Here is an 18,308-nt window from a genome sequence, read left to right on the forward strand (position 1 = left end):
TATCGTTTGTCGCAGCCGCGGCGCCCGGCCGCGTGCGTGCCATGCCGCCGAGGATGGGAGCGTGTGCCATGACCGGAACCGAACACCATGCCGTCGTGTCGCTGGGCGGTCTCGCCGCGGAGCTGCTCGAACAGGCCCGTGACCACCACTCGCGGCGTGGTGCCCGGACCATCGCGTCGGGCACGTCCATGCGCGCGACCGTCATCGCGCTGGCGGAGGGCGCGCAGGTCGCCGAGCACGACGCGCCCGCGGCGGCGACGCTGCAGGTACTGACCGGGCAGGTCCGGCTGCACACCGAGGACCGCGAATGGGTGCTGGGCACGGGCGAGCTGGTGCCGCTCCCGCCGCAGCGGCACGGCCTGACCGCTCTGGCGGACTGCGCGGTGCTGCTGACCGTCGCCCTGCGGTGACGTTTCCGCCGTTCGCGCGGGTTAACGCGGGCGCGGATGGGAAACCCTTTCGGTTGGAAGGGAGGCGGGGAACATGGGGTGTTACCGGGTGTGGGCCGCGATTTGCCTCGAAACCGCCGACTACGATGCCGCCGGCACCGTGGAATGGGCGGTCCGGCAGCGGCTCGCCGATCAGAGTGAGGAAGCCGCGAGGCTGTACACGGTCCGGCTGGACCAGCCCGACTGGCTGCAGGCCTGCTGGCGCATCCGGGCGGAAAGCGACGAACGCGCAGCGCTGTGGGCCCTGCACGCACTGCGCTCCGCGGCGACGGCGGCATGCCGCCACGCGGGCCGCAACACCGAGCGTGTCGACGTCGCGCCGGTGTTCTCACTGACGGTGGAGCCGGAACCCGCGAAGAGGTGATTCCCTCACGCCGCGCCTGTGGATCACCCGCTCATCTCGGGCTGAGCCGTTAAGAAGGCGTCAAAAGATCCGGCGACGGCGTCCCCTTCGCGATAAGAGCTGCTACTTCGCCCGCTGGGTCGGTGTGCGATAGGGCATGCGCATATTCCTGCCGGGAGGATTCGGGTTTCCGCTCGGGTTCGGTGCCGGCATCGGCGTCACCATGGTGGCCGTCGCGGCCGGTGCGGCGAGCCATCACGTCTGGTCGGTGCTCGCGCTCGCCGCCACCACCGCCGCCGTGTCCTCGGTGACGACGGTTCCCGCGGCGCTGGCCACGGCGGCCGCGTGCTGGTGCCTGCACTCGGGTTTCGTCCTCGGCCGCTACGGCCAGCTGGTGTTCACTCGCGAGGCGCTGGAGGCCGCGGCCCTGTTCGTCGTGGCCGCATTGCTCGCGGTCACTGTGCGACCAGAGCCCAAGCCAGCACGAGGCCGCCCGAGTTGGTGGCAAGGTGCACCAGCGCCGTCGCGATCAGACCACGGCCGAGATAACGCCACCAACAGCTGAACACCCCGGCCATGGCCGCGGCCAGCATCGCCAGCAGTGACACCACGGTCTGTGGGAGGCCGCCGAGCGCCGCCGCCACCGCGGCGTTGCGCATCAGCGCCAGTGACGGCAGCAGGTGCCACAACCCGAACAGCGCGGACGCGCCGAGCACGGGCCACCACCGCCCGCGCTCACCCCCGCCCAGCAGCGCCGGAAGCACACCGCGGAACCCGATTTCCTCCACCAGCACCGTGCCGAACGGGATGCGGACGAGCGCGAACCACATCAGCTGACCGAACCCCGGCGTGCCGACCCGCCCGTCGTGAAACACCAGGCGTGCCGAGGGGACCGCCAGCACGACGCCGAATCCGAGCAGCACCACCGCGAATCCCGCGAGCCCGAACAGCAACGAGCGCCGCGCGTCGCGGACGCTCAAGCCGATCTCGGCCCACCGCAGGCCGGTCAGCCGCGCCAGCAGCACCAGCACGGCGGCCGTGACCGTGCCGCACACCGGATACGCCCAGCCCGGCAGCACCCGGTTGGCCAGCACCGTCGCCGCCGCGAGCACCAGCACGGCGGCGAGCACGGGCACGGCCCGCGCCCGGGCCGGGGCGACTGTGGTGACGGACATCGTGTCTCCATTGTGCTGGCCTCGGCTAACGTCGGGGCGTGACTTCGACACTCGTCGCCGTTCCCGGCACCCTGTGCAGCCCCGAGATCTTCACCCGGCTCGCCGGGGAACTGCGCGACGAGATCACCGTCGAGGCGGTGGACTGGATGACCGAGCCCGGCCCGTGGGGCATCGAGGACATCGCGGGGCGGCTGGCCGTGCGGATCGAGCGCGACCACGGCGCGCCCGTGCTCGTCGCGGGCCATTCGACCGGCGGCTCGATCGCGCTGACGCTGGCCGCGGCGCGCTCCGACCTCGTGGCCGGCCTGCTGCTGGCGAACACGGGCGCGCACATGCGCGGGCACGGCGACGTGGACCGCATCCTCGACACGATCGCCACGGCGTGGGGGCCAAAGCTGCATGCCGCGGTGCTCGACCGGTCGTTCGCCGAGCCGGTGCCGGCGCGGTTCCGCGACAGCCTGCTCGCCTACGCGGCCACCGTGCAGCAGGAGGCGGCGCTGGACGTGCTGCGCAGCCAGCGGGATCTGGACCTGACCGCCCGCCTGCCGCACATCGCCTGTCCCGTCACCGTCCTGCACGGAGTGCTCGATCGCGCGCGCTCGGTCGCCGATGCGGAGTATCTGGTGGCACATCTGCCGAATTGTGCACTGAGGACTGTCTACACAGGACACAGCCCGGTGTGGGAGGACGTGCGCGCCACCGCCGCGGCGGTACGCGCGCTGAACCACGAAAACCGGTGACCAACGACCCTTCAACGTGGGCGCCCGGCGGCTGAGGGTGGATGGTGACGCACCTTCCACGCACAGGACCGAGCCCATGACAAACACCCTCGTCGGTCCGCATCGTGCGATGCGGGCACAGGACAGCCTCTGGCTGCATCTCGACCGGCCGGCCAACCGGCTGGTCATCACCTCGGTGCTGTGGACCGAGACGCCGATCGACACCGCGGCACTGCGCGAGATCGTCGCGGACCGGATACTCGCGCGGTTCCCCGTCTACCTGCAGCGGCCCGTGCCGAGCCGGGTGCCGGGCAAGCCGCCGATCTGGGAGACCGACCCCGATTTCGATCTGTCGCGGCACTTCGTCGTGTGCGACATGCCCGCACCCGGCGACGCGCGCGCCCTGCAGGACTTCGTCGCCGCCGAACGCAGCCGCCCCTTCGAATCCGACCATCCGCTCTGGTCGATCCACCTGCTGCACGGCTACGGCAACGGCAGTGCGCTCGTGATGCGCTCGCATCACGCGATGGCCGACGGCATCCGGCTCACCCAGGTCATGTTCAGCCTGCTCGATCCGCTGGACGGCGCGCCCGCGAAGCCCTCGGCCCGGGTCGGCGGCATGGCGCCGCGGCACGAGAACGGGGTGCGCCCGGTGACGCAGCTCAGCACGTCCCTCGTCCGCGAGGTGGACGAGCTGGGCCTGCGCTTCGAGAACCTGGCCCGCCGCCTCGGGCCGCTCGCGCAGGCCGCGGTCGCGGTGCCGGCCTTCGGGGCCACGGCCGCCGCGGGCGTGGCCGGTGCCGCGCTGGACATCGCGCTGTCGGCGTTGCCCGCCGCTCCGCGTGGTCTTGCCGACCGGCTCGCCACGACCGGGCTGACGTTGTGGCACAGCGCGGAGAGCGTCGCGAAGCTGCTCGGCTGGCCGGGTACGGCCCGGCTGTGGGAGGGCGAGCCGGGTATCGCGAAGACCGCCGTCTGGGGCCGGCCGATTCCGCTCGCCGCGTTGAGCCGCATCGGCCACACGACCGGAACCACCGTCAACGACGTGTGCACGGCGCTCGTCGCCGGCGCGCTGGATCGCTACCTCGCCGAGCACAAGCGGGGCGGGGCGGGACTGCGCGATGTCGTGTGGATGCTGCCGGTGAGCCTGGAGAAGTTCGACACGAGGTTGCCGCCCGCACTGGGCAATCACTTCTCGCTGGTGCTCGCGCACCTGCCGCTCGGCCGCGGCGGGTTCCACGAGCGGCTGGCCGAGGTGCACCGGCGCGTGCTGCGCATCCGCGACTCCTACGAACCGTTGATCACCTACGCGCTGCAGGAGGTGGTGAGCCAGAGCCCGCCCCCGATCGCGTCCCGGCTGATCCGGTTCTTCACCGACAAGGCCATCGGGGTGCTGACGAACGTGCCGGGGCCGAGCGCGCCGATGCAGATCGCCGGCGCGCGGGTCGCCGGTGTCGTCGGGTGGGCGCCGACGAGCGGGCGGCAGGCGATCACGGTGTGCGTGTTCACCTATGCCGGACAGGTGTTCTTCGGTTTCGGCACCGACCAGCGGCTGATTCCGGACGCGGACCGGCTCGTGGCCGCGCTGGAAGCGGAGGTGCGGGACGCGACGCGGGTCATTCCGCTCGACGAGAAACGGTTGGCAGCGGTGCGGTGACCCGTGCCGCGATGGCGCGCAACGACGCCCGTGCGATGAGCCGGGCGATCGGCGCCAGCACCCGCCAGTAGACCCGGAAACCGCTCGTCGCGTCCGGGTCTTCTGGCGTCAGCCGCGCCTCGCACGCGAGCACGCAGCGATCGGTGCCGTACGGCAGGACCGCCAGGCCCGCGACGATCCGGTACAGATGCGGCTCCCACACCGCGCTCCACCCCTCCAGCGAGATGCGGTGGCGGTGCCGCAGCGGCGTCCAGAACCGGCCCGTGGCACCCAGAACGATCTCGTCCTCGGCCGCCTTGCCCAGTACGTCCCAGCCGGTGCTCACGAACCGCTCGGTCGGCGTGTACTCGCACGCCGCCTGGTACACGGCGGGAGCGGGGGCGTCGATCACGATGTGCTCGCGCACCGCGAAGGCGAAATCGGGGGCGATCTGGTCCAGCAGCATGCCGTGAGCGTCGTTGCGGCACGGGTGGCCACGAAAGGGCAGAAGGTCACCCGATGACTTTGGACTCCAGACATCTCGGGCGGCCGCGCCGACACTTCCGGGTATGCCGTTCACCGATCGCACGGACGCGGGCCGCAGGCTCGCCCGCCGCCTCAGCGCCTACCGGGGCGACAAGACCGTGGTGCTGGGCCTGCCGAGGGGCGGGGTCCCGGTGGCCGCTCAGGTCGCACAGGCACTCGGCGCGCCGCTGGACATCATCCTGGTGCGCAAGCTCGGTGTGCCCTACCAGCCCGAACTGGCGGCCGGGGCCATCGGCGAGGGCGGGGTGCGCGTGCTCGACCGGGAGGTCGTGCGCCACCTGCAGCTCACCGGTGACGAGATCGCGGCCGTCGAACGTGCCGAACGGGCGGAGCTGCGCCGCCGCGCCCAGCGATTCCGCGGCGACCGCGCGCCGATGTCGTTGCAGGGCCGCGTCGCGATCATCGTCGACGACGGTGTGGCCACCGGATCGACCGCTCGTGCCGCCTGCCAGGTCGCGCGTGCGCACGGCGCCGCGCGGGTGGTGCTCGCCGTGCCGGTCGGTTCGCGGGAGGCCATCCGCGCGCTGCGCGGCACCGCCGACGAGGTCGTGTGCCTGGAGACGCCGGCGTGGTTCTCGGCGATCGGGGAGTGGTACGACGATTTCGCGCAGACCACGGACGATGAGGTCATCCGGCTGCTCTCGCACGCGGCCCACAACGGCACTACCGCCGACCGGGCGCTCAGCGACGACGAGGTCGAGGTGTTCGCCGGGATGGTGCCGCTCGCCGGCCGCCTGAGCGTGCCCGACGGCGCGAAGGGGATCGTCGTGTTCGCGCACGGCAGCGGCAGCAGCAGGCACAGTCCGCGCAACCAGTACGTCGCCGGCGTGCTCAACCGGGCGGGGCTGGCCACGGTGCTGTTCGATCTGCTGACCCACCGCGAGGAACGTGACCGCGGCTGCGTGTTCGACGTGCCGATGCTCGCGAGCAGGCTCGCCGACGTGACGCGGTGGGCCGCCGCGCACACCGGTCTGCCCGTCGGCTTGTTCGGCGCCAGCACCGGCGCGGCCGCGGCGCTGTGGGCGGCCACGGACGAGCGGCTCGGGGTCACCGCGGTGGTCTCGCGTGGCGGGAGGCCGGACCTGGCCGCCGAGCGGCTGCCGCGCCTGCGCGTGCCGACGCTGCTCATCGTCGGCGGGCGCGACGAGATCGTGCTGGAACTCAACGAGCAGGCGCGGGCACTCATGACGTGCGAGGCCAAGCTCGTCGTCGTGCCCGGGGCGACACATCTGTTCGAGGAACCAGGGGCGCTCGATCAGGCCGCGCGCCTGGCCCGTGACTGGCTGACGGGGCATCTGCCACACCAAGGAGGAGCACATGAAGTTCACCGAACTCGCGACGACGGTGCGGGAAGCGATCTCGGTACGGCGCGTGTACGCGGAGCCGTATGAGCGCGACGGCGTCGTGATCATCCCGGCGGCGACCGTGTCCGGCGGGGCAGGCGGCGGAAACGGGCATGACGAGAAGGGGCAGGAGGGCGAGGGCGGCGGTTTCGGTGTCGGCGCCCGGCCGGTCGGCGCCTACGTCGTGAAGGACGCCAAGGTCGCCTGGATGCCGGCGGTCGACGTCAACCGGCTGCTCATGACGATCGCGTCGGTGCTGATCGTCTTCCTCATCACCCGGGCCCGGATCGTCAAGGCGCGCGCGAAGGCGGGCTGACTCACACCAGCGTCACGGCCATCGCCACGGTGACGGCGATCAGCAGTCCCACGAGACCGGAGCAGCGCCGAGCACGTTCACCCGACGATGCCTGCGTGGTCGGCGGTGAAGGCAGCCGCTCGCCGGCCGGAAAGCGTTGGGGCGTCAGGAAACCGGCCGCGCGGTGAGGTCGAGCACGAGCCGCAGGCGCCGTCCGGTCATGCCCTTCATCGCGGTGACGCCGAACCGGTAGCGGTCGATCTCCGTGCTCGCCTTCACCCTGAGCGCGCTCCCGGCGACGCTCGCGGATTCGATCCGCAGTTCGACCGGTTCGGTGCGGCCGCACACGGTCAGGGTGCCGTGCAGCACCCAGTCGTCGCCGTCGCGGTCGAGCCGGGTGGACGCGAAACCGATCTCCGGATGGTTTTCCACGTCGAGATAGGTGCGCGACCGGACGGTCTTGTCCCGCGTCGGATTGCGGGTGTCGAAGCTCGTCGCGTCGATACGGGCCAGCGCGGAGGACTCCAGCACCGGGTCGGCGACCTCGACGTGCCCCTCGCGCAGCGCGAACGTGCCGCGCACGGCACCGAGGCCGAACATGTGACGGGTCGTGAACGAAATGGTCGAGGCCGCGGGGTCGATGCGGTAACCGCCGGGCGGCGGGATCTCGACGGATGCGCTTGCGGTGTGTGGCCGGCTCATGGCGGATGTCCCCTCTGTGTCCTGCTGGTCCTGGCCCATCCTTGCCGCGATTCTGCCGCGCCGCGTCGTCCATCAGGCCGCAACCGCGCCGACCGGGGTCGCGGCCGATATCGACTTTGGTCGCTGTCGCGGACGCGCCGGCGGTCGTACTCTCGGCGCTGTGACCAGCACGTTGACCTGTGAACGCCCGATGTGGCCGTGGTCGCTCGCGGCGGCCGCGGGAGTTCTGGCCACCTCCTGGGGCGAGTACAGCTCCGGCACCGCGCTGTGGGTGGTGGTGCTCGACCTCGTTCTCGGCGCGGCCGGGTGCGTGCTGGTGCTCGCGTTGCCGCGGCGCCCGGTGATGGTCGGTCTGGTGCTGGGGGTGCTGGCCGGGCTGGCTCCGACGGGAACGCCGCCCGCGAGCGTGGGCATGCTCGGCGTCGCACGGCACCGGCGGTTCGCGGTGGCGGCCGGGGTGGCCGCGGTGAGCGCCGTCGCGCACATCCTGCGCGGGTGGTGGCGGCCGATTCCCGGGCTGGGCCTGGTGTGGTGGACCGTGCTCGTGATCGTCGGGCACGCCGCGCTCCTCGGCTGGGGCGCCTTGCTCGCCGCGCAGCAGGCCCTGATCACCTCGCTGGCCGAACGCGCCCGTCGCGCGGAGGCCGAGCAGGGCAGGCGGGTCGCCGAAGCCCGCGCCGCCGAGCGGACCCGGATCGCGCGCGAGATGCACGACGTGCTCGCGCACCGGCTGTCGCTGCTGGCCACCTACGCCGGTGCGCTGGAGTACCGGCCCGACATGCCGGCGGACAAACTCGCCACGGCGGCCGGCGTCATCCGTTCGACCGTGCACCAGGCGCTGGACGAGCTGCGCGACGTGATCTCGTTGCTGCGCGAGGACGACACCGGTCCCGCGCGCCCGGTGCCCGCGCTGGCCGACGTGCCCGCGTTGATCGCCGAATCGCGCACCGCGGGCACCCCCGTCGAGGTGCACGACGAGCTCACCGAGCCGGACACGCTGCCGCCCGTCGCCGGGCGCACCGCCTACCGCGTGCTGCAGGAAGCGCTGACCAACGCCCGCAAACACGCCCCGGGGAAGCCGGTCACCGTCGCGCTCGGCGGCACCCGCGGCGAGCGGCTGCACATCGCGGTGTCCAATCCGCTCGCGGCCAACGGCGGCCCCGCCACGATTCCGGGGACCGGCACCGGCCTGGTCGGCCTGACCGAACGCGTGCGGCTCGCGGGCGGCAGGCTCGACCACCAGGCAGGTGCCGGTGCGTTCGAGGTGCGCGCCTGGCTACCGTGGCCCGCATGACCGAAGCCGTCCGGGTACTCATCGTCGACGACGACCCGCTCGTGCGCGGCGGGCTGACGATGATGCTCGACGGCGCCGGCGGCATCGTCGTGGTCGGCGCGGCCGGCGACGGGGACGAGGTGGCGGCGGCGCTCGACACGCACGCGGCCGACGTCGTGCTGATGGACATCCGGATGGCCAGGGTGAACGGGCTCGTCGCGACGCGGCGGGTGCGGGCTCGGGCGCATCCGCCCGAGGTGATCGTGCTGACCACGTTCGACACCGACGACAACGTGCTGCACGCGCTGCGCGCCGGGGCGAGCGGGTTCCTGCTCAAGGATTCACCGCCCGCGCGGATCGCCGAAGCCGTCCGCCGCGTCGCGCAGGGCGATCCCATCCTTTCCCCGGCGATCACCCGCCGCCTGATGGAGCGTGCCGTCACCGAATCCGGCTCGCACCAGCGTGCCCGCACCGCGCTCGCCGCGCTCAGCGCCCGCGAGCACGAGGTCGCGCTCGGGATCGGCCAGGGCGGCACCAACGCCGAGATCGCCGAGCGCCTGCACCTGAGCGTCGCCACGGTGAAGGCGCACATCACGCGCATCCTGACCAAACTCGGCCTCGGTAACCGCACCCAGATCGCGCTTCTCATGCACGACGCCGGTTTCTGCTGACCGACGCGAGCTTGTGACATTCTCGCCGGGAACGTCCCTAATGGTCGTTGGGGTCGATGGCGGTACCGCTGCGCGCCCCGCGCCGGTACCGTGCGCCCGGCGTATGCATCGGTCCGGCGTTGGGAGGTCGGCGTGAGTGCGACGACGATTCTTCTCGTGTTCGTCGCAGCGGTCGTCGTGTGTGCCGCGGGCACGGGGCTGGCCGCCTGGCTGGTCCATCGTGCCAACCGGCGCGAGTAGCGAGCTCCCACTGCCCGGCCGGGCTCGGCGCGGACGCGACCGGCCTGGCGGTGACGGGTTTCTGGGTGACGCGGCGCACGGGCGCCTCCCGGTGCCGCTACCCTTCGACGCGTGAGTGGAGATGGGGAACACGCACCAGAAGCACCCGGCGACGTCGACCTCGACAAACCGAGCACGGCCCGGATTTACGACTGGTATCTGGGCGGGACGAACAACTACGCGGTCGACCGTCACTTCGGCGAGCAGGCCGACCGGCAGTTCCCTCTGATCAAACCGCTGGCGATGTCCAACCGGCAGTGGCTCGGCCGCGTCGTGCGGGCCGCGCTCGCCGAGGGCATCACCCAGTTCCTCGATCTGGGCTCCGGCGTCCCGACGGTCGGCAACGTGCACGAGATCGCGCCCGGCGCGCGCGTCGTGTACGTCGACTACGAGCCCGTCGCGGTGGCGCATTCCGAGCTGATCCTGGAGCGCCAGGAGGCCGGGGACCGGGCGGGAATCGTCCGCGCGGACTTCCGCGACCCCGACTACGTGCTCGACCACGAGACCACCCGCGAGGTCCTGGACTTCAGCAAGCCGATCTGCGTGCTGATGGTGTCGGTGCTGCACTTCGTCGGCGGCGCGGACAACGTGCCCGGCATCATCCGCCGGTACCGCTGGCGGCTGGCGCCCGGCAGCTGGCTGGCCGCCAGCCACATCACCACCGACGACGCGCCCGCCGAGGGCGCCGCCCAGATCAGTGCGCTCGCCGAGTCCTACCGCGACACGCAGAACCCGGCCTGGCTGCGCGACAAGGCCGAGTTCACGTCCTGGTTCGACGGCTTCGAGCTCGTCGAGCCCGGCATCGTGCACCTCACCGACTGGCGGCCGGACAGCCCCGAGGTCCTGTTCCCGGACCTGGAACCGGAGTCGGTGCGGCCGTTCTACTGGTCCGGCGTGGGGCGCGTCGGCTGACGCTTCCCGGGGCCTTCCTTTACTGAGCGATCGATAAGTACCCTGGCGGTACTTGTCCGCGGATCAAGGGAGATCGGCATGGAGATCGGTAACGTCGTCGCGCTCGTGACCGGAGGTGCGTCGGGCCTGGGTCAGGCCACGGTGCGTGAGCTGCACGCCAAGGGCGCGAAGGTGGTCATCCTCGACCTGCCCAGCTCCGACGGCGCGTCCGTGGCCAAGGAACTCGGCGACGGTGCCGTCTTCGCTCCGGCGGATGTGACCAGTGAGGACGAGGTCACCGCGGCGCTGGATGTGGCCGCGGAGCTGGGTTCGCTGCGGGTGGCGGTGAACTGTGCGGGTATCGGTAATGCGATCAAGACGGTGGGCAAGCAGGGTGCGTTTCCGCTGCCGGACTTCACCAAGATCATCAATGTGAACCTGATCGGGACGTTCAACGTGATCCGGCTGGCCGCGGAGCGGATCTCGAAGACCGAGCCGGTGGGGGAGGAGCGCGGCGTCATCGTCAACACGGCGTCGGTGGCGGCGTTCGAAGGGCAGATCGGGCAGGCGGCGTATTCGGCGTCCAAGGGTGGCATCGTGGGCATGACGCTGCCGATCGCGCGTGACCTGGCGAGCCTGCGGATCCGGGTCGTGACGATCGCTCCCGGTCTGTTCCACACGCCGCTGTTCGCCGCGGCGCCGGAGAACGTGATCGCGTCGCTCGGTGCGCAGGTGCCGCATCCGTCCCGGCTGGGTGACCCGAGCGAGTACGCGGCGCTGGCCCGGCACATCGTGGAGAACCCGATGCTCAACGGCGAGACCATCCGCCTCGACGGCGCCATCCGCATGAGCCCGCGCTGAGCCGCCGCGGACAGTCGTGACCCCGCCAGGCCGGCGGCCCGGCGGGGATCGTCCACAAAGGACGGTAGCTCAGGCCTTCGTCGCGGGATCCTGCTGGTTCTCCTGGGCAGCCGGGTCGGGGTGCTCCTGACGCCACTGTTCGTCCGACTGCTGCCAGGCGGCCTCGGCCTGGGTCTGGATGTCGGTGAGCTGCCGGTCGATCTGCACGACGTTCTTGTCGATCCAGCCCGCCCAGTTCTTCGAGCTCTTCGCGTCGGCCATCGCCTTGATCCCCGGGTAGAGCTCCGGATGGTGCGTCTGCACCCAGGAATCGATGAACTTGGCCTTGCCCGCCAGCTTGTGGGCGTCGGCGAAGTTCGTCTTGAGCCAGGTGTCGTGCTTGTCCTTGAGCCACGTGATGTTCTGTGACTCCAGTGCGGACTGGGGCTTGGAGCCGGTGGTCGTCTCCGGTGTGTCCGTGGGCTCGTCGTGGGGATGGGAGCCCGTGCTCGACGCGTCGTCGTGAGACGTGGTGCTCGATGCGTCGTCGTGGGTGCTGGGCGCGTCGTCGTGCGTGCTGGCGGTGCCCGGCGTGTCCGGCGTCTCGCTGTGCGGGGTGCCCGGTGGCTCCTGGTGGCCGGGGCCGTTGAGGACGTTGTCCGCGTGCAGCCAGTCCGCGAACACGTCGTCCTCGTCCGGCTGGTTCGAGTGGGCGCTCGACGCGTCGTCGTGGGTGCCCTTCGCCGGCGGTGTGTCGGTATCGCCGGTGTGTGCGGGCGGGGTGTCGGTGTCGCCGTGCGAACCGGTGCCCGACTGGCTCGAGGGCGGCCGCGTCTCCGGCCCGGTGGACACCGGGGTGTGCGACCCGCCCATCGAGTCCATCTCGTGCACCGAGTTCCCCGAGCCCGGCGTGGTGGGCCGCTCGCCCTTGGTCAGCTTCGCGAGCTCGCCGAGCCGCTTGCCCACGTCCGCGGCGAACTGGCCGACCGTCTTGAGCTTCTTCACCAGATCGGCGACCGTCGCCGCGGCCTGGATGACGATCTTGGTGACCCCGGCCGCGATCGACGCGCCGAACGAGATCACCGCCAGCGCCAGCGCCATGAGCATGGTCGAGATGATGTCGCCGAGCAGCGTGGTGATGATGTCGCGGAACAGCGCGCGCACCGCGGCGATCAGCGCCATCGTGGTCTCCACGACGTAGCCCGCGATGTCCACCGCGTGGCCCGCGTCGTCGACGTGGGTCCTGTGCCCCTTGATCTCCGTGCGGAACGCGTCGGCCGCCGGGCCCTGCCAGCTCTTGACCTGGGCCTCGAGCGCGGCGTCGAGGTCCTTGCCGGTGTTGCGCAGATCCTGGGCGATCTTGTGCAGGTCCTCGGCGATGACCTTGATCTGGTCCGGGTCGCCGGCGACCTGGTCCAGTGGCCACCGCAGGAACGACACGTGCTCGATCAGCCAGCCCAGCCCGGCGGCGATCAGCTTGGCGAGCGGGTCGAGCGCGAACGCGACCGTGTCGAGGACGGCGCTCGCGACGTTGATGCCGAGTTCGATGCCCACCGCGGCCCGCTGGCCGTCGTGCGCGGTCTTGAGCTCGTCGGCCGAGCTCGCGACGCTCTTCCAGCTGTCGATGACCCCGGCGCCGCTGGTCATGTTGGAGCTGGTGATCGGTTCCATGACGCTCATGAGCCCAGCTCCGTCTTGAAGTTGCCCAGCCCGTCGGCCGCCTGGCTGTCCTGTTCGGTGTAGAGCTTCGCGGCCTTCTTCGTGCGGTCCGCGGCGTCGGCGATCTCCTTGGCCAGACCGTCGAGGTTGCTCGCCACCACACCCATCGCGATGCGGGCGGGCACGGCGAGCAACTGCGCGGCGAAGATGCCGAAGGCGCTGTTGTCGAAGCCGTTGTGGCCGCGCACTCCGCTCGCGGCCTTCTCCACCTCGGGTTTCGTGGTGCTGGTGAGGTAGTCGCCGAACTTGTTCAGCTCGTCCGGATGGACCTCATAACCGGCATCTGCCACGGATTCCTCCTACCACGGATCGCTGAAGTCGTCGTCGTCCTCGTCCGTGACCCGCGGGCGGGGACGGCGTGCGGGCGGTTGCTCCTGAGCCTGCGGCGGGGCAGGGGCAGGCTCTTCCGGGTCCTCCGGTGCGCCCATCGCGGCGCCGGGATCCGGATCGGGGTCCTCGCCGGTGTCCTCTTCGGACTCCGGCACGAACTCGCGCAGGATCTCCATCGCCGCGGAGTCCTCGCCGACCAGTTCCGCGAACGAGCTGGACACCTGACTGCTCACCTGTTGCTGCGCCGAGCCGATCAGCTGCATCACCAGTGCGGACAACGCGTTCGGCGGCCGCTGGTAGGCGCGGCTGCCGAAGGACAGGTCGAGCAGCGCACCGCTCGGGCCGACCTTCACCGTGACCGCACCGTCGGGCGAACTGACGGTCGCCGAGGCTTCCTGGAGCTGCTGCTGGATCTGTTCGGCCCGCGCGCGCAGGTCGTCGAGCTCGGCCGAGAACGCGGAGACCGGATCGGGAGTGGTCACTGTTCGCCTTGTCGCGAGGGGAGTCGGGAACGTGCTGAAGTAGATCATCTTCCGTTGAACGCGGGGCGGCCGTCAAGCGGCGCCGAGCTGAACGCGCACACGTGAACGCCGCGGCGGGAGGTCCCCGCCGCGGCGTCACCGGATTGGTCTGGATCAGTACTGCGTGTTGCCCGCGTCGACCGTCATCGCCAGCGCGGTGACGTACCGGGATTCGTCCGAGGCCAGGAACAGCACCGCGTTGGCCTGATCCTCCGGCTGCGTGATCTCGATCGGCAGGGTGTTGGCGAGCATGCCGCCGACTCGCGGGTTCTCGGCAAGGCCCGCCTCGAAGGCGCTCTGCCCGCCCTCGGGTGCGATGTTGCCCATCGGGGTGGCCACACCCGTCGGGTGCAGGCTGTTGACGCGCACGTTGTCCTTGGCCAGTTCGGCCGCGAACGCGCGGGCCAGCCCGGTGACGGCGTGCTTGCTGGCCACATACGGCGTCAGGAAAGGCAGGCCCTTCAGGCCGGCGGCCGAACTGGTCAGGATGATCGAGCCGCCGCCCGCCCGCACCACGTGCGGTGCGGTCGCCATGATCGTGTTCCAGGTTCCGACGAGATTGACGTCGATGGTGTCGCGGAAGATCTCCGGCGTCACCGTGTGCCAGGCGCCGGGAATGCAGATCCCGGCGTTGGCCACCACCACGTCGATCTTGCCGAGCTCGCTCGCGCCCTCGTCCGCGGCCGCCTTGAGCGCGTCGAGATCGCGGGTGTCCACCACGCGCGAGACGACGTGGTGGCCGAGCGCCTTGACCTGCCTGACGGTTTCCGCGAGATCGTCCTCGGTCGCCGCCGGGTAGGGGACGTTCGGAATCGGCGCGCAGATGTCGAGCGCGATGATGTCCGCGCCCTCCTGCGCCAGTTTGACGGCGTGGGCTCTGCCCTGGCCACGCGCCGCTCCCGTGATGAAGGCGACCTTGCCTTCCACACGTCCTGACATGGCTGTCATCTCCAATTTTCGGTTTTGTGTGACGGTTTTTCTCAGGCCGCGCCGAGGTCCCTGCGGAAGCCGGGAGGAACCACGACGTCGTCGGGGGTGAGCTCGTGCACCGAAGCGCGGCCGAGCCCGAGGGTGGCGGAGTCGATCCCGCTGCGCAGGATGTCGAGCACGTTCTCGACCCCGGCCTGGCCGTTGGCCGCCAGGCCCCACAGGTACGCGCGGCCGATCAGCACCGCGCGGGCGCCGAGTGCGACCGCCTTGACGACGTCGCTGCCGCGCCGCACGCCGCCGTCGAGCAGCACCTCGATCTGCTCGCCCACCGCCTCCGCGATCGCCGGCAGCGCACGGATCGTCGCGGGAGTGCCGTCGAGGTTGTTGCCGCCGTGGTTGGACACCGAGATCGCGGTGCAGCCGGCGTCCGCGGCACGCTTGGCGTCGTCGACCCTGGTGACGCCCTTGAGCATGAACGGCCCGCCCCACTGCTCGCGAAGCCACGCCACGTCGTCCCAAGTGGGCAGCGGAGTGCCCATCCACTCACCGTACGCGCCGAAGAACGTGGGCGCGGCGCCGCCGGGCGGGGTCAGGTTCGGGGTGGTCAGATCGGGTAGGCGGCGCGTCTTCGCGAACTCCCACAGCCACTTCGGGTGCAGCGCGCCTTCGGGCGCGAACTTCACCATGGTCTTGAAGTCCATCTTCTCCGGGATGGTCGGGCTGCCCCAGTCACGTCCCTGGGAGAAGGACCAGTCCAGCGTCATGATCAGCCCGACCGCGCCTGCCTTGCGCGCGCGTTCCATGCGCTGCACGAGAACGTCGCGCGAACCGACCCAGTACATCTGGAAGAACGTCTGCGGGTTGACGGCCGCGACCTCCTCGATCGGCTTGCTCGCGAACGAGCTCAGGCTCATCGCGACGCCGCGCGCGGCCGCGGCCCGCGCCACGGCGACCTCACCGTCGGGGTGCACGGCCTGCACGCCGGTGGGGGAGATGATGACGGGCATCGAGATCGGCTGGCCCATGACGGTCGTGGACAGCTCGCGCTTGTCGGACAGTCCCGCGACGTGCGGGGCGAAGCCCAGTTCACCGAAGGCGGCGATGTTGTCGTCGACCGTGAGTCCGCGCTCGGAGCCGGCGACCAGCGCGCCGTAGACGGATTTCGGCAGCCGCTTCTTCGCCCGCCGCTGGGCCTCGGCGACCGTCTCGAACCATGCGTTGGCCATTGTTGCACTCCACCTCGTTGTGGTTCCGCTGTGATGCGGACCATTTTGGCACCTGGTGCCAATATACGCCAAGTGGGTGCCGGATGGAACCTGCTGCTCCCGCCCCCGACGGCCGGGAGCAGCAGGTTGCCTGGTCACGCGATGCGGCGGATCCGGGAAATCGCGAGGAAGAGCAGCGCCGCGGCGAGCACCACGAAGATCCCGGCCTCGATCGTCTGGAACGTCCAGAACCGGTCGGCGGGCTGGTACAGCTGCCAGTTGTAGGAACCGGGGGTGAGCCCGAGATCGGCCCCGCACGGCCTTCCGCTGGGGCCCACCGCGCCGGCCGGGCAGAAGGCCGACGCACCCGGCGCGACCATCTTCCCGGACGCGTCGCGAATGCCCTCGTCGAGCACCCAGTTCGCCGTGATCTGGTCGCCCGGCTGGCCGCCCTGCACGGGAAAAGTGCGCTCCGCCGGGGTCTCGTAGTGCGGGCGGGCGAGCACGGCGAGCACCACGCGCACGACGACGAATCCCGCCAGCGCGACCCCCATGGACGGCAGCACCCGTTTCCAGATCGTGCCCGCCGCGATCCCCAGCGCCACCGCGAAGAGCGTGTAGCCGACCGGTGCGATCCCCTGCATGTCGAACATGAACGGGTCGAACCTGGTGCGCTGGCCGGTCGAGTTCAGCGGGCTCAGCCACCACGAGACACCGAGCCCGTAGAGGACGGAGAACGCGAGCGCCGCCAGGCCGGCGAAGCCGAATTTGGCCGCCGCCCAGCGCAGCCGGCTGATGCCCTGTGTCCACACCAGACGATGTGTGCCGTGCTCGACCTCGCGGGCGACGACCGGGGCGCCCCAGAACAGGCCCAGCAGCAAAGGCAGGAACAGCAGCAGCACCCCGATGTTGCCCATGGTGACCCAGGTGTCGTTGAACAGGCTCATCTTGTGGGCGCACGTGTCGGTCTCGACCCCGAGGCACGCGCCGAGCCCGTCGCGGTCGAAGTCGCCGCGCATCGCGAGCCCGGTCGGCACGATCACGGCCGCCAGCACGGCCAGCCCGATGGCCGTGTACAGCAACTGCTTGCGATGCTGGCGCCAGGTCAGCCAGATCATGCGGGCACCCCCCAGGCGTCGTGGCTGGTCCGCGTATCGCCGTCGGCCAGGTAGGCCAGGATCAGGTCTTCCAGCGTGAGCTCGTGCGCGGTCCACAGTGGATCGATCGGTCCGTCGACCCGTACCAGCAGCGTCGACTGCCGGTCGGTGTGGCTCGCTTTGATCACCGAGGCGACCCCGGCGACGCCGCCGCCGTTGTGGCGGGGCCCGATCAGCTGCCGGTGCTGCGCGACCAGGTCGTCCACGTCGCCGATGAGCTGCACCCGGCTGGCATGCAGCACGACCAGGTAGTCGCACATGCGCTCGACGTCGGCCAGCAGGTGTGAGGACAGCAGCACGGTCGTGTCGCTTTCGGCGACCGCGCCCGCCAGTGCCTGCAGGAATTCCCGGCGCGCCAACGGGTCCAGGCTCGCCACCGGTTCGTCGAGCAGGAGCAGACGCGGGCGTTTGGCCAGCGCCATCGCGAGTGCGACCTGCGCCCGCTGACCGCCGGAGAGCTTGCCGACGGCCTTGTCCGGCGGCAGCCCCAGCTGTGCCAGCCGGTTGCGAGCCAGTGCGGAGTCCCAGCGGCTGTTGAGCTTCTCGCCCATCTTGAGCAGCTCCGCGGCGGTGAAGTCCCGGTAGAGCGGGGTGTCCTGCGCGACGAACCCGATGTCGGACAGGACGCGCGTGTTGCGGTACGGCGTCTGGCCGAACACCCGCACCTCGCCGGTGCTGGGCCGCGACAGGCCGACTGCCATGTGCAGCAACGTGCTCTTGCCCGCGCCGTTCGGGCCGACCAGCGCCGCTATCCGGCCTCGCGGTACCTCGAACGTGCAGTCCCGCAGCGCCCACGTGCTGCCGTATCTCTTGCCGAGTTCGCCGGTCTCCAGCGCCACTTCCATGGGGTGTTTCTCCCTGTGCTCAAACGGTTTCCTGTGGTGCGGGCCCGGTCAGCGTGGCGCGCAGCGTGGTCTCGACCAGCGCGATCACGTCTTCCTCGGACAGCCCGGCTTCCTGTGCCCGGTGCAGCCACGCCACGAGATCGGCGCGCAGCTCGGCCTGGTTGGCCAGCGAATCGCCCGCGAGCGTGCCCTTGACGAACGTGCCCCGGCCCGGCCGGCCTTCCGCGAGTCCTTCCAGCTCCAGCTCGCGGTAGGCCTTGAGCACCGTGTTCGGGTTGATCGCGAGCGACTGCGCGACCTCGCGGACCTTCGGCAGTTGGTCGCCCGGCTCCAGCAGGCCGACCCGGAGTGCCTGTTTGACCTGCCGGACCAGCTGCACGTACGTGTTCACCTTCGATCGGCCATCCAGCACGAACTCGATCACCGGCGAACTCCTTCA

General features: G+C 70.9%; 22 protein-coding genes. 11 read left to right on the plus strand and 11 right to left on the minus strand.

What is annotated here, in order from left to right; all coding sequences use genetic code 11:
* Positions 1 to 68: 68 nt before the first annotated feature.
* From HFP15_RS25455 to HFP15_RS25465, 3 genes are all read left to right on the plus strand, one after another.
* Positions 69 to 410, plus strand: coding sequence for a cupin domain-containing protein (locus HFP15_RS25455; protein WP_168519275.1), 342 nt, complete (start codon positions 69 to 71; stop codon positions 408 to 410).
* A gap of 88 nt (positions 411 to 498) precedes the next feature.
* Positions 499 to 813 carry a hypothetical protein gene (locus tag HFP15_RS25460; RefSeq protein WP_168519276.1) on the plus strand — a complete coding sequence of 105 codons (315 nt, stop codon included), beginning with the start codon at positions 499 to 501 and terminating at the stop codon, positions 811 to 813.
* A 136-nt stretch (positions 814 to 949) separates the two neighbouring features.
* Positions 950 to 1,357 carry a hypothetical protein gene (locus HFP15_RS25465; RefSeq protein WP_168519277.1) on the plus strand — a complete coding sequence of 136 codons (408 nt, stop codon included), beginning with the start codon at positions 950 to 952 and terminating at the stop codon, positions 1,355 to 1,357.
* On the opposite strand, the gene HFP15_RS25470 is transcribed toward HFP15_RS25465, so the two are convergent.
* Complete coding sequence (locus HFP15_RS25470) at positions 1,248 to 1,967, minus strand: CPBP family glutamic-type intramembrane protease (protein ID WP_168519278.1); 720 nt, start codon at positions 1,965 to 1,967, stop codon at positions 1,248 to 1,250. The two genes, HFP15_RS25465 and HFP15_RS25470, sit on opposite strands and share 110 nt — an antisense overlap.
* Positions 1,968 to 2,005: 38 nt before the next feature.
* Between HFP15_RS25470 and HFP15_RS25475 the strand changes: the two genes are divergently transcribed.
* Both HFP15_RS25475 and HFP15_RS25480 read left to right on the plus strand, forming a co-directional pair.
* The gene (locus tag HFP15_RS25475; RefSeq protein ID WP_168519279.1) at positions 2,006 to 2,707 is read left to right on the plus strand and encodes an alpha/beta fold hydrolase; all 702 of its coding nucleotides are present in this window, start codon (positions 2,006 to 2,008) and stop codon (positions 2,705 to 2,707) included.
* A gap of 76 nt (positions 2,708 to 2,783) precedes the next feature.
* On the plus strand, positions 2,784 to 4,343 hold the full coding sequence (locus HFP15_RS25480) for a WS/DGAT domain-containing protein (RefSeq protein ID WP_168519280.1): 1,560 nt from the start codon (positions 2,784 to 2,786) through the stop codon (positions 4,341 to 4,343).
* Here the strand turns inward: HFP15_RS25480 and HFP15_RS25485 are convergent.
* On the minus strand, positions 4,303 to 4,788 hold the full coding sequence (locus HFP15_RS25485; RefSeq protein ID WP_168519281.1) for a hypothetical protein: 486 nt from the start codon (positions 4,786 to 4,788) through the stop codon (positions 4,303 to 4,305). The two genes, HFP15_RS25480 and HFP15_RS25485, sit on opposite strands and share 41 nt — an antisense overlap.
* Positions 4,789 to 4,891: 103 nt before the next feature.
* Here HFP15_RS25485 and HFP15_RS25490 point away from each other — a divergent pair, with 103 nt between their 5' ends.
* Both HFP15_RS25490 and HFP15_RS25495 read left to right on the plus strand, forming a co-directional pair.
* A complete protein-coding gene (locus HFP15_RS25490) occupies positions 4,892 to 6,259 on the plus strand; it encodes an alpha/beta family hydrolase (protein WP_168519282.1) in 1,368 nt (455 codons plus the stop codon).
* Complete coding sequence (locus HFP15_RS25495) at positions 6,186 to 6,527, plus strand: spore germination protein GerW family protein (protein WP_168519283.1); 342 nt, start codon at positions 6,186 to 6,188, stop codon at positions 6,525 to 6,527. The genes HFP15_RS25490 and HFP15_RS25495 overlap by 74 nt, the downstream gene beginning before the upstream one ends.
* Before the next feature lie 144 nt (positions 6,528 to 6,671).
* Here HFP15_RS25495 and HFP15_RS25500 read toward each other — a convergent pair whose 3' ends face one another.
* Positions 6,672 to 7,208, minus strand: a complete 537-nt coding sequence (locus HFP15_RS25500) for a YceI family protein (protein WP_168519284.1) — start codon at positions 7,206 to 7,208, stop codon at positions 6,672 to 6,674.
* Between the two features lie 160 nt (positions 7,209 to 7,368).
* Between HFP15_RS25500 and HFP15_RS25505 the strand changes: the two genes are divergently transcribed.
* The 4 genes from HFP15_RS25505 to HFP15_RS25520 all read left to right on the plus strand — a co-directional run bounded on the left by HFP15_RS25505 (position 7,369) and on the right by HFP15_RS25520 (position 11,183).
* Positions 7,369 to 8,502 carry a sensor histidine kinase gene (locus tag HFP15_RS25505; RefSeq protein WP_312871742.1) on the plus strand — a complete coding sequence of 378 codons (1,134 nt, stop codon included), beginning with the start codon at positions 7,369 to 7,371 and terminating at the stop codon, positions 8,500 to 8,502.
* Positions 8,499 to 9,152, plus strand: coding sequence for a response regulator transcription factor (locus HFP15_RS25510; RefSeq protein ID WP_168519285.1), 654 nt, complete (start codon positions 8,499 to 8,501; stop codon positions 9,150 to 9,152). Before HFP15_RS25505 ends, HFP15_RS25510 begins: the two co-directional genes overlap by 4 nt.
* A gap of 351 nt (positions 9,153 to 9,503) precedes the next feature.
* Positions 9,504 to 10,343, plus strand: a complete 840-nt coding sequence (locus tag HFP15_RS25515; protein WP_168519286.1) for an SAM-dependent methyltransferase — start codon at positions 9,504 to 9,506, stop codon at positions 10,341 to 10,343.
* 78 nt (positions 10,344 to 10,421) lie between these two features.
* The gene (locus HFP15_RS25520; protein WP_168519287.1) at positions 10,422 to 11,183 is read left to right on the plus strand and encodes a 3-hydroxyacyl-CoA dehydrogenase; all 762 of its coding nucleotides are present in this window, start codon (positions 10,422 to 10,424) and stop codon (positions 11,181 to 11,183) included.
* Positions 11,184 to 11,252: 69 nt separating this feature from the next.
* Here HFP15_RS25520 and HFP15_RS25525 read toward each other — a convergent pair whose 3' ends face one another.
* The 8 genes from HFP15_RS25525 to HFP15_RS25560 form a co-directional block, all read right to left on the minus strand.
* The gene (locus HFP15_RS25525) at positions 11,253 to 12,842 is read right to left on the minus strand and encodes a WXG100 family type VII secretion target (protein ID WP_168519288.1); all 1,590 of its coding nucleotides are present in this window, start codon (positions 12,840 to 12,842) and stop codon (positions 11,253 to 11,255) included.
* Positions 12,839 to 13,171: a hypothetical protein gene (locus tag HFP15_RS25530; RefSeq protein WP_168519289.1), complete on the minus strand. Its 333-nt coding sequence runs from the start codon at positions 13,169 to 13,171 to the stop codon at positions 12,839 to 12,841. Before HFP15_RS25530 ends, HFP15_RS25525 begins: the two co-directional genes overlap by 4 nt.
* 9 nt (positions 13,172 to 13,180) lie before the next feature.
* Positions 13,181 to 13,693 carry a YbaB/EbfC family nucleoid-associated protein gene (locus HFP15_RS25535; protein WP_168519290.1) on the minus strand — a complete coding sequence of 171 codons (513 nt, stop codon included), beginning with the start codon at positions 13,691 to 13,693 and terminating at the stop codon, positions 13,181 to 13,183.
* A gap of 153 nt (positions 13,694 to 13,846) precedes the next feature.
* Positions 13,847 to 14,671 (minus strand): mycofactocin-coupled SDR family oxidoreductase, encoded by an 825-nt coding sequence (locus HFP15_RS25540; RefSeq protein ID WP_168519291.1) that lies wholly within the window; start codon positions 14,669 to 14,671, stop codon positions 13,847 to 13,849.
* A gap of 41 nt (positions 14,672 to 14,712) precedes the next feature.
* On the minus strand, positions 14,713 to 15,888 hold the full coding sequence (mftD, locus tag HFP15_RS25545; RefSeq protein ID WP_168519292.1) for a pre-mycofactocin synthase MftD: 1,176 nt from the start codon (positions 15,886 to 15,888) through the stop codon (positions 14,713 to 14,715).
* Positions 15,889 to 16,022: 134 nt separating this feature from the next.
* Positions 16,023 to 16,985, minus strand: coding sequence for an ABC-2 membrane transporter-related protein (locus HFP15_RS25550; RefSeq protein ID WP_168519293.1), 963 nt, complete (start codon positions 16,983 to 16,985; stop codon positions 16,023 to 16,025).
* Positions 16,982 to 17,869, minus strand: coding sequence for an ABC transporter ATP-binding protein (locus tag HFP15_RS25555; RefSeq protein ID WP_168519294.1), 888 nt, complete (start codon positions 17,867 to 17,869; stop codon positions 16,982 to 16,984). Before HFP15_RS25555 ends, HFP15_RS25550 begins: the two co-directional genes overlap by 4 nt.
* A 19-nt stretch (positions 17,870 to 17,888) precedes the next feature.
* Positions 17,889 to 18,293, minus strand: a complete 405-nt coding sequence (locus HFP15_RS25560; RefSeq protein WP_168519295.1) for a GntR family transcriptional regulator — start codon at positions 18,291 to 18,293, stop codon at positions 17,889 to 17,891.
* Positions 18,294 to 18,308: the final 15 nt, after the last annotated feature.

This window comes from Amycolatopsis acididurans (genome assembly GCF_012328925.1).
GTDB lineage: Bacteria > Actinomycetota > Actinomycetes > Mycobacteriales > Pseudonocardiaceae > Amycolatopsis_E > Amycolatopsis_E acididurans.

Excerpts from the sequence above, each read along its gene's own strand:
- HFP15_RS25455 (WP_168519275.1), top strand. The coding sequence starts at position 69 with ATGACCGGAACCGAACACCATGCCGTCGTGTCGCTGGGCGGTCTCGCC.
- HFP15_RS25465 (WP_168519277.1), top strand. The coding sequence starts at position 950 with ATGCGCATATTCCTGCCGGGAGGATTCGGGTTTCCGCTCGGGTTCGGT.
- HFP15_RS25470 (WP_168519278.1), bottom strand. The coding sequence starts at position 1,967 with ATGTCCGTCACCACAGTCGCCCCGGCCCGGGCGCGGGCCGTGCCCGTG.
- HFP15_RS25480 (WP_168519280.1), top strand. The coding sequence starts at position 2,784 with ATGACAAACACCCTCGTCGGTCCGCATCGTGCGATGCGGGCACAGGAC.
- HFP15_RS25485 (WP_168519281.1), bottom strand. The coding sequence starts at position 4,788 with ATGCTGCTGGACCAGATCGCCCCCGATTTCGCCTTCGCGGTGCGCGAG.
- HFP15_RS25490 (WP_168519282.1), top strand. The coding sequence starts at position 4,892 with ATGCCGTTCACCGATCGCACGGACGCGGGCCGCAGGCTCGCCCGCCGC.
- HFP15_RS25495 (WP_168519283.1), top strand. The coding sequence starts at position 6,186 with ATGAAGTTCACCGAACTCGCGACGACGGTGCGGGAAGCGATCTCGGTA.
- HFP15_RS25500 (WP_168519284.1), bottom strand. The coding sequence starts at position 7,208 with ATGAGCCGGCCACACACCGCAAGCGCATCCGTCGAGATCCCGCCGCCC.
- HFP15_RS25510 (WP_168519285.1), top strand. The coding sequence starts at position 8,499 with ATGACCGAAGCCGTCCGGGTACTCATCGTCGACGACGACCCGCTCGTG.
- HFP15_RS25520 (WP_168519287.1), top strand. The coding sequence starts at position 10,422 with ATGGAGATCGGTAACGTCGTCGCGCTCGTGACCGGAGGTGCGTCGGGC.
- HFP15_RS25525 (WP_168519288.1), bottom strand. The coding sequence starts at position 12,842 with ATGAGCGTCATGGAACCGATCACCAGCTCCAACATGACCAGCGGCGCC.
- HFP15_RS25540 (WP_168519291.1), bottom strand. The coding sequence starts at position 14,671 with ATGTCAGGACGTGTGGAAGGCAAGGTCGCCTTCATCACGGGAGCGGCG.
- mftD (WP_168519292.1), bottom strand. The coding sequence starts at position 15,888 with ATGGCCAACGCATGGTTCGAGACGGTCGCCGAGGCCCAGCGGCGGGCG.
- HFP15_RS25550 (WP_168519293.1), bottom strand. The coding sequence starts at position 16,985 with ATGATCTGGCTGACCTGGCGCCAGCATCGCAAGCAGTTGCTGTACACG.
- HFP15_RS25555 (WP_168519294.1), bottom strand. The coding sequence starts at position 17,869 with ATGGAAGTGGCGCTGGAGACCGGCGAACTCGGCAAGAGATACGGCAGC.